Raw genomic sequence first — 8,856 nt, forward strand, 5'->3', positions numbered from 1 at the left:
TCCTTACTGGTTTGCTAGCTGTGGATCGATGAACGCTAATAATGCACTCACACCTACATAAGATAGACCTAAGAAAATAGCTAATGTTACATAAGTAGAGATTCTTTGTGAACGTGGAGATACTGTAATTCCCCAGCTTATACAGAATGTCCATAGTCCATTTGCAAAGTGGAAAATTGTTGAAACAACACCAACTAAATAGAAACCAAACATAAATGGGTTGTTTAAAATATCTGCCATCATATCATAGTTTACCTCTTTACCTAACAATGCTTGAATACGAGTTTCCCAGACGTGCCAAGAAATGAAAATCAGCGTAACGATACCTGAAATTCGTTGGAAGACGAACATCCAGTTACGGAAATAGCCGTAAGATACCGCATTGTTCTTAGCTGTAAATGCAATATATAAGCCATATATAGCATGGTACAGTATAGGTAAAAAGATGATGAAAATTTCTAGCGCATACCGGAATGGAAGGAGCTCCATAAAGCCTGCAGCTTTGTTAAAAGCCTCTGCTCCTCTTGTTGCAAAGTTGTTTACAATTAAATGTTGCGTCAAAAAGACACCAACCGGAATGACCCCCATTAATGAGTGCCACTTACGAAACGTATACTCGCGGCCTTTCATGTCCCCATTACCCCCTTGAATGTTTGACTGCTGTTTTCAGATTAATTTACAACAATAATGTTTTTTCACTATTGGCATAAGAAAAACYGAAAAAATTATTCAAAATATTTCAGCATAATTTGATWMCAAGTTCATTTTACCCCTATTTTTGTCGAAGCGTCAAGAAAACGTATACATAATTTGCATATAATTTGCCAATTCTTTTTTTTTCTTATATATTCAGATTTCCCCAAAGAAAAATCTATTTTTATAAATGAAAAATGTTATATAATAATCCCTATAGAAAGAGGGGAATATTGTGAGCAAAAATACAATCGATATAACATCTTTAGAAGATGTTTCATTGAACGCCTTCGCTTATGAATTGCTACGTGAAGAATTACTACCTGATTTAATTGGTAACGATTTAGATGGTATTTTATACTGGGCCGGTAGAAACCTTGCGAGAAAATATCCGCTAGAAACAATTGAAGAAGTCATTCAGTTTTTTGAAAAAGCTGGTTGGGGCACTTTAAGTATCATTGAACATAAACGTCGTGAAATGCAGTTTCAACTTAAAGGTACACTTATTACTGAGCGTCAAAAACAAAAAAGACATTCATCTTATCAATTAGAAGCTGGATTTATCGCCGAGCAAATTCAAAGACAAAGAAACGTCGTTGCAGAGTCCTATGAGGAACAGAAAAAGCGTTCAGACTCTATTACATTTCTTGTTAAATGGGATATAAAAGATCTCATTGAAGTGTAGCATCTACTTACAGTCAACTAGACATATAAGTTTAGTTGACTTTTTTGTATATTCATTTAGGTGTGTTTATTTTAAATCTTCAGAAATTATACCAAAAAACAGAAGACGTTGTAAACTACAACGTCTTCTTATCTGTTAAATAAGTATAAATTGTCTCCGCTACATTTTTCGGCATACCTGCTTCGACAAATTCCGATATGGAAGCTTCTTTCATCTTTTTTAATGAACCAAAATGTTTTAGCAATACCTTTTTTCGTTTATCGCCGATTCCTGGAATATCATCCAATGCTGATTGAATGACCGATTTCCCGTGCAACTGGCGATGGAATGTAATTGCAAATCTATGCACTTCATCTTGAATGCGTTGCAATAAATAAAATTCTTGGCTATTCCTCTCAAGCATCACAGGTTCAGGTGGATCTCCAATAATTAAATGGGAGGTTTTATGTTTGTCATCTTTTACAAGCCCTGCCATCGGAATATATAAACCGAGTTCGTTCTCCAGAACATCACTTGTAGCGGCCAGATGGCCTTTTCCACCATCAATAATGATTAAATCTGGTAAAGGTAAATTCTCTTTAAGCGCCCTCGTATAACGGCGTCTTACAACTTCCCTCATAGATTCGTAATCATCAGGACCTTGAACCGTTTTAATTTTATATTTCCGATATTCTTTCTTTTCTGGTTTCCCATCGATAAAAGCAATCATTGCGGAAACGGGATTTGTCCCTTGAATATTCGAGTTATCAAACGCTTCAATACGATATGGGGTTTCAATGCCCAGCTGCTTCCCTAAATTATCAATGGCTTTAACCGTCCGCTCTTCATCACGTTCAATTAAGTGAAATTTCTCTTCTAGTGCAATTTTTGCGTTTTTATTTGCTAATTCTACAAGGTCTTTTTTCTTCCCACGCTTCGGCTGTGTCGCTTCAACTTCTAAAAAGCGCTCTACTAATTCTGAATCTATACTTCCTGGAACAACAATTTCCTTCGGCTTGAAATGACTACTGTTTTCATAAAATTGACCGATAAAAGTTAAAAACCCCTCTTCTGGTTCATCATAAATCGGGAACATAGAAACATCACGTTCAATTAGCTTTCCTTTTCGAACGAAGAAAACTTGAACACACATCCACCCTTTATCAACTGCATATCCAAACACATCACGATCCACTAAATCACTCATAATCATCTTTTGCTTTTCCATAATTGCATCAATATGAGCAATTTGATCTCGCAACTCTTTTGCCCGTTCAAATTCTAGCTTTTCTGAAGCCTCATACATCTTCGTTTCTAATTCTGAACGAATTTCTTTATGCCCACCGTTTAAGAATTTAATAATTTCATCAACAATTTCTTTGTTTTGCTCATCCGTTACTTCTTTCACACAAGGTGCTAAACATTGACCCATATGATAATACAAGCAAACTTTATCTGGCATATTTGAACATTTACGAAGTGGATACATACGATCTAATAATTTCTTTGTTTCATGTGCCGATTGCGCATTTGGATAAGGCCCAAAGTACTTTCCTTTATCCTTTTTTACATTTCGCGTAATGAGTAAGCGCGGCTGTTTTTCAGCTGTAATTTTAATGAAAGGATATGTTTTATCATCTTTTAATTGAATATTATATTTTGGATCATATTTTTTTATTAAATTTAACTCTAAAATAAGAGCCTCCAAATTTGAGGAAGTCACAATATATTCAAAATCAACAATTTCTCCAACAAGCCGAAGTGTTTTCCCATCATGCGAACCAGTAAAGTACGAGCGCACACGATTTTTGAGTACCTTTGCTTTTCCGACATATATAACCGTTCCCTGCTTATCCTTCATTAAATAACAACCAGGTTGATCGGGCAAAATTGCTAACTTCTCTTTTAAATGCTCGTGCACTCGTCTCCCTCCATTTCTACATGCTTATGCTTATCATTTTTATTTTCACATAAAAACATACTATGCCAAAACACCCAACATACGTTCTTTTATTGTAACGGAAAGGTTGTAAAAAAGAAAATAAAAAAAGCTACCAAATGGTAGCTTTTTTTATTTTAGAAGTGTTTAGAAACTAATTCTACTAACGCTTCTTTCGGTTTATATCCTAACGCTTGATCAACCACTTTACCGTCTTTTAATACGAAAAGAGCTGGAATGCTCATTACTTCGAATTGACGAGCAGTTTCTTGATTTTCATCAACGTCCACTTTTACTACTTTTACTTTCTCGCCTAACTCTGAATCGATTTCCTCTAATACAGGAGCGATCATTTTACAAGGTCCGCACCAAGGCGCCCAGAAATCTAATAGTACAACACCTTCGCTAGTTTCAGCTGCGAAGCTTTGGTCATTTGCATTTATAATTGCCATTTTATTTCCTCCTTCAAGTATATTCTACCAAGAGTATATCATTAACTTTTATACGTGGCGAATATTATGTATCGTTATGTATTGTAACAAAAAAATGTTCCTTTATACTATATAAAAATATGGATGAAATACTAAAAAGATGAGAGACAGGGGATCTCTCACCTTTTTCTATATATAGGGGTACTTCACTTGGAACTCAAGGGTACTCAAATCATGAATGTACTTTTAACTTTTTAAACTCTTCTGTTAAAAGAGGTAATACTTCAAACAGATCACCGACAATACCATAGTCAGCTACTTTGAAGATACTAGCTTCTGGATCTTTATTAATCGCAACAATTATTTTTGAATTAGACATACCAGCTAAATGCTGAATCGCACCAGAAATCCCGCATGCTATGTATAGGTCTGGTGTAACAACTTTACCTGTTTGACCAATTTGTAATGAATAATCACAGTACTCTGCATCACAAGCACCACGTGATGCTCCAACTGCGCCGCCGAGTACGTCAGCTAATTCTTTTAACGGTTTAAATCCTTCTTCACTCTTCACACCGCGTCCACCAGCGATAATAACTTTCGCTTCAGAAAGATCAACACCTTCTGCAGTTTTACGGACAACATCTTGAATGATTGTACGTAAATCTTTCACATCTACTGTAATAGAAGACACGTCAGCTGTGCGAGACTCGTCTTTTTCAAGAGTTGCAATATTATTTGGACGCACTGTCGCAAATAATATACCATCTGTTACAATCTTCTTCTCAAATGCTTTGCCTGAGTAAATCGGGCGAGTGAAGATAACATTTCCACCTTCAACTTCTAAAGCCGTTACGTCAGAAATTAAACCAGCTTCTAATTTCGCTGCTAATTTTGGTGATAAATCTTTACCAAGTGCCGTATGTCCAAATACAATGCCTTCTGGCTTTTCTTCAGCATATACAGCTAAAAACGCTTGTGCATATCCATCAGATGTATATGATTTTAATTTATCATTTTCAACTGTCACAACGCGATCTGCACCGTAATGAATCAATTCATTTGCAAAAGAGGCAACGCTGTCTCCAACTAGAAGACCTACCACTTCACCGCCTTCTGCAATTGTTTTTGCTGCTGCTACCGCTTCAAACGAAACGTTACGTAGCGATCCATCACGAACTTCACCCATTACTAATACTTTACGAGCCATAGATTTTCCCTCCTGCATATATAATTTCGTATTTTATTAGATTACTTTCGCTTCTGTATGGAGCAACGATACAAGTTCTTTTACTTGATCTTGCAGCTCGCCTTGTAACACTTTTCCTGCATCTTTCTTAGGAGGCAAATAGATTTCAATTGTTTTTGTTTTTGCTTCCACATCATCTTCTTCTAAATCTAAATCATCTAATTCTACTTCTTCTAGTGGCTTCTTCTTCGCTTTCATAATACCTGGAAGTGATGGATAACGCGGTTCATTTAAACCTTGTTGCGCTGTTACTAGAAGAGGTAATGATGATTCAATTACTTCTGTATCCCCTTCAACATCACGCTCAATCTTCACATTTGTACCATCAATTTCAAGCTTCGTAATCGTCGTTACGTATGGGATATTTAACGCTTCAGCTACTCGTGGACCAACTTGTCCAGATGCACCGTCAATCGCAACGTTCCCGCCTAAAATTAAATCGATTTCTTTATCTTTTAAATATTCAGCGAGCACTTTTGCTGTTGTAAATTGGTCACCATTCTCAACATCATCTTCAATGTTAATTAGTACCGCTTTATCGCAGCCCATCGCTAATGCTGTGCGAAGTTCTTTTTCACTATCCTCGCCACCAACTGTTATAACAGTAACTTCTCCACCTTGTGCATCTCTTACTTGAATYGCTTCTTCAATCGCATATTCATCGTAAGGGTTGATGATGAATTCCGCTTCGCCATCGTAAATTGCACCGTTTTTAATTACGATTTTTTCTTCTGTATCAAATGTTCGTTTCATGAGTACGTAGATGTTCATTYCATTTACCCCCTTATTTTTCAGAAAGATTCTATCAATTTTAAAATTCTGTTAATTTKYATTAAAAAAATAATTRGAYTACCTACCACTAAATGAAGGCTTACGTTTTTCTAAAAACGCTGCTACGCCTTCTCTTCCATYTTCACTCGTAAATACTTCACCAAAAATCTGTGATTCACGCTGTACACCTTCATAATAATGAGACGACTTTGTCGTTTGTAATAACTCTAGCACAGCACGAGTTGTTGCTGGGCTTTTTCCAGCAATCTGTTTTGCAATTTTAAGCGTATCTTCTAAAATGGATTCTTCAGAAAACACTCCGTTAACAAGTCCCCATTGTAATGCTTCTGCACCAGTAATTGGTGTACTTGTTAACATCATTTCACAAGCTTTCGCTTTACCAACATAACGTGGTAAGCGCTGTGTACCTGCAAAACCAGGAATTAATCCAAGTGTTAATTCAGGTAAACCAAGCTTTGTACTTTCAGTTACAAAGCGCATGTGGCAAGACATAGCAAACTCAAGGCCGCCGCCAAGTGCCGCTCCATGAATTGCCGCAATAACTGGTTTTGAGCATTTTTCAACACGCTCAAACGTAACTTGTCCAAGCTGTGCTAACTCTGTTGCTTGCTTCGCTTCAGTAACAGATGTAAATTCTTTAATATCTGCCCCTGCTGAGAAGAAGCGTCCTTCACCATGTAAAACAACAACACGAATGTTATCATCCTTTTCCACTTGATCGATTAATTCAGTAACGTCATGCATAACTTGTGAAGACATCGCATTAGCTGGCGCATGATTTAACGTCGCCACCGCGATATGATCTTCAACTTTTACAGATAGGAATTTCAACATGATCCCTCCCATTATTGACGATAACCACAAGCTGCAATAAGTAGCCCATGTACCGTTTTTGAAAGTGCGACCAGATCATACTTATGATCGCTCATTACCCAATTGGTCACAACTTCATCTACTGTTCCAAAGATCATTTGTCTTGCCACGCGAACGTTTAAATCCGCCTGAAATTCACCTTGCTTTATACCTGTCTCTAAAATCTCATCCATAACTTGTAAGTAGCCTTTTAATACTTCATTTATTTTAAGGCGCAAGTCTTGATTGGACTGCCTTAGCTCTAATTGCGTAACGATAGCAAGAGGATCATTTTGTGACAACAGCAAGAAGTGCGTTTCTACCAACATGAATAACTTCGCTACAGCGCTTTCAATTCCTGCTATTTTTTGACGAATTGTTTCAACAAATTCTCCCATCTTCTCTTGGAATAAGGATATTAATATATCTTCTTTATTTTTAAAATATAAATAAATCGTGCCATCAGCTACCCCAGCTTGCTTTGCAATTTTAGAAACTTGCGCTTGATGGTATCCATTCTCCGCAATCACAATGACTGCAGCATCAATAATCTGATTGTATTTCGGTCTATTTTTCTTCACTTTACTGTCCCCTTCAAGAAGATGACTGAATGAATAGTCATTCATATTCTTATAATACTGACTATTTAGAAAAGTGTCAATCCTATTTTTTCAAAAAGAAAGGGCCTTAGCCCGTTTGCTCATCCTCATTCTTTCTCTTCTCTTCATCTATTAGGACACGACGTAAAATTTTTCCGACTGTCGTCTTCGGCAACTCACTTCTAAACTCATATACCTTCGGAACTTTGTAAGCTGCTAAATATTTACGTGCAAACTGATCTAATTCTTCTTCAGAACACTCAGCGCCTTCTTTCAAAACAACAAACGCTTTTACAGTTTCCCCTCGGTAAGGATCAGGAACACCGATTGTTACCACTTCTTGCACCTTTTCGTGTTCATATAACACTTCTTCTACTTCACGAGGATATACGTTAAAGCCACTAGCAACGATCATATCTTTCTTACGATCTTTCACATAGAAAAAGCCATCCTCATCCATGTATCCTACATCACCTGTATGGAGCCAGCCATCTTGCAGTACAGCTGCCGTTTCTTCTGGCTTATTCCAATACCCTTTCATAATTTGTGGGCCCTTTACAACAATTTCACCAATTTCACCTGGAGGTAATGACTCTCCTGTTTCAAGTGACATGATGATTGCCTCTGTATCCGGCCAYGGTACCCCAATACTTCCCGGCACACGCTTTTCCCACAAAAAATTCCCATGTGTAACTGGTGATRACTCCGTTAATCCATAACCTTCTACTAATTTACCACCTGTAACTCTCTCAAACTCCTCCTGCACTTCTACAGGAAGCGGTGCAGAACCACTAATACAAGCCTGAATTGAAGAAATATCATATTCTTTTAAAAGAGGACTATTTAATAGAGCAATATAAATGGTTGGTGCTCCTGGAAATAGTGTAACTTTATGTTTCTTAATTGCTTCAAAAACCATTTTCATATCAAACTTCGGAATAAGCACCATTTTATATCCTTGCATAATACTTAAATTCATTACAGCTGTCATCCCGTACACATGAAAAAACGGAAGAACACCAAGAATTACCTCTTCTCCTTCTTTRCAATTATATAACCAATGMGCTCCCATTAAAGTGTTCGAAACGAGGTTTTTATGCGTTAACATAACCCCTTTTGGAAACCCTGTCGTTCCCCCTGTATACTGCAAAAGGGCTAGATCATTTTCAGGATCACATGGAACTTCAACATCAGCATTACTTTCTCTTTCTACCGATTTCCAAAGATGAATCGTTTCGCTTTCCGACACATTCACAACAAGATTTGCCTGCTTTTTTTGTACAAATGGATAAAGTAAATTTTTAGGGAATGGTAAAAAATCTGCAATACGGGTTACGATAATATGCTCAAGCTTTGTTGCAGTTTGAACATTAGTAACTCTCGGAAACACTAAATCCAGGCAAAGAATAGCTTTTGCCCCTGAGTCATGAAGTTGGTACTCAAGCTCTCTTTCTGTATAAAGAGGATTCGTTTGTACAACAATCCCCCCCGCAAGCAAAGTACCATAATAACCAATTACAGATTGCGGACAATTCGGTAACATAATCGCAACCCTATCGCCTTTTTCAATACCAAGCCGTTGAAGGTAAGTCGCAAATTTCTTTACCTTGTCATGGAAATCTGAAAATGTAACATCT

9 protein-coding genes are annotated in these 8,856 nt (G+C 37.1%); 1 reads left to right on the plus strand and 8 read right to left on the minus strand.

Annotated elements, in window-relative coordinates:
• Positions 1 to 3: 3 nt before the first annotated feature.
• Positions 4 to 630, minus strand: coding sequence for a succinate dehydrogenase cytochrome B558 (sdhC, locus tag AC1DJR_RS00460; RefSeq protein WP_002015407.1), 627 nt, complete (start codon positions 628 to 630; stop codon positions 4 to 6).
• A gap of 298 nt (positions 631 to 928) precedes the next feature.
• Between sdhC and AC1DJR_RS00465 the strand changes: the two genes are divergently transcribed.
• Complete coding sequence (locus AC1DJR_RS00465) at positions 929 to 1,378, plus strand: YslB family protein (RefSeq protein ID WP_002015405.1); 450 nt, start codon at positions 929 to 931, stop codon at positions 1,376 to 1,378.
• A gap of 115 nt (positions 1,379 to 1,493) precedes the next feature.
• On the opposite strand, the gene uvrC is transcribed toward AC1DJR_RS00465, so the two are convergent.
• The 7 genes from uvrC to AC1DJR_RS00500 all read right to left on the minus strand — a co-directional run.
• On the minus strand, positions 1,494 to 3,278 hold the full coding sequence (gene uvrC / locus AC1DJR_RS00470) for an excinuclease ABC subunit C (RefSeq protein WP_429688088.1): 1,785 nt from the start codon (positions 3,276 to 3,278) through the stop codon (positions 1,494 to 1,496).
• A 155-nt stretch (positions 3,279 to 3,433) separates the two neighbouring features.
• Positions 3,434 to 3,748, minus strand: a complete 315-nt coding sequence (gene trxA, locus AC1DJR_RS00475) for a thioredoxin (RefSeq protein ID WP_000974757.1) — start codon at positions 3,746 to 3,748, stop codon at positions 3,434 to 3,436.
• A gap of 211 nt (positions 3,749 to 3,959) precedes the next feature.
• Complete coding sequence (etfA, locus tag AC1DJR_RS00480; RefSeq protein WP_002015402.1) at positions 3,960 to 4,937, minus strand: electron transfer flavoprotein subunit alpha; 978 nt, start codon at positions 4,935 to 4,937, stop codon at positions 3,960 to 3,962.
• Positions 4,938 to 4,973: 36 nt separating this feature from the next.
• Positions 4,974 to 5,747 carry an electron transfer flavoprotein subunit beta gene (gene etfB / locus AC1DJR_RS00485; RefSeq protein ID WP_002088867.1) on the minus strand — a complete coding sequence of 258 codons (774 nt, stop codon included), beginning with the start codon at positions 5,745 to 5,747 and terminating at the stop codon, positions 4,974 to 4,976.
• A gap of 78 nt (positions 5,748 to 5,825) precedes the next feature.
• Positions 5,826 to 6,602, minus strand: a complete 777-nt coding sequence (locus AC1DJR_RS00490) for an enoyl-CoA hydratase (protein ID WP_477001836.1) — start codon at positions 6,600 to 6,602, stop codon at positions 5,826 to 5,828.
• 11 nt (positions 6,603 to 6,613) lie between these two features.
• Complete coding sequence (locus AC1DJR_RS00495; RefSeq protein WP_012261773.1) at positions 6,614 to 7,201, minus strand: TetR/AcrR family transcriptional regulator; 588 nt, start codon at positions 7,199 to 7,201, stop codon at positions 6,614 to 6,616.
• Between the two features lie 106 nt (positions 7,202 to 7,307).
• Positions 7,308 to 8,856: long-chain-fatty-acid--CoA ligase (locus AC1DJR_RS00500; protein ID WP_477001835.1), on the minus strand; the 1,549-nt coding region annotated here is incomplete at its 5' end.

Source organism: Bacillus sp. 05T31 (genome assembly GCF_056396725.1).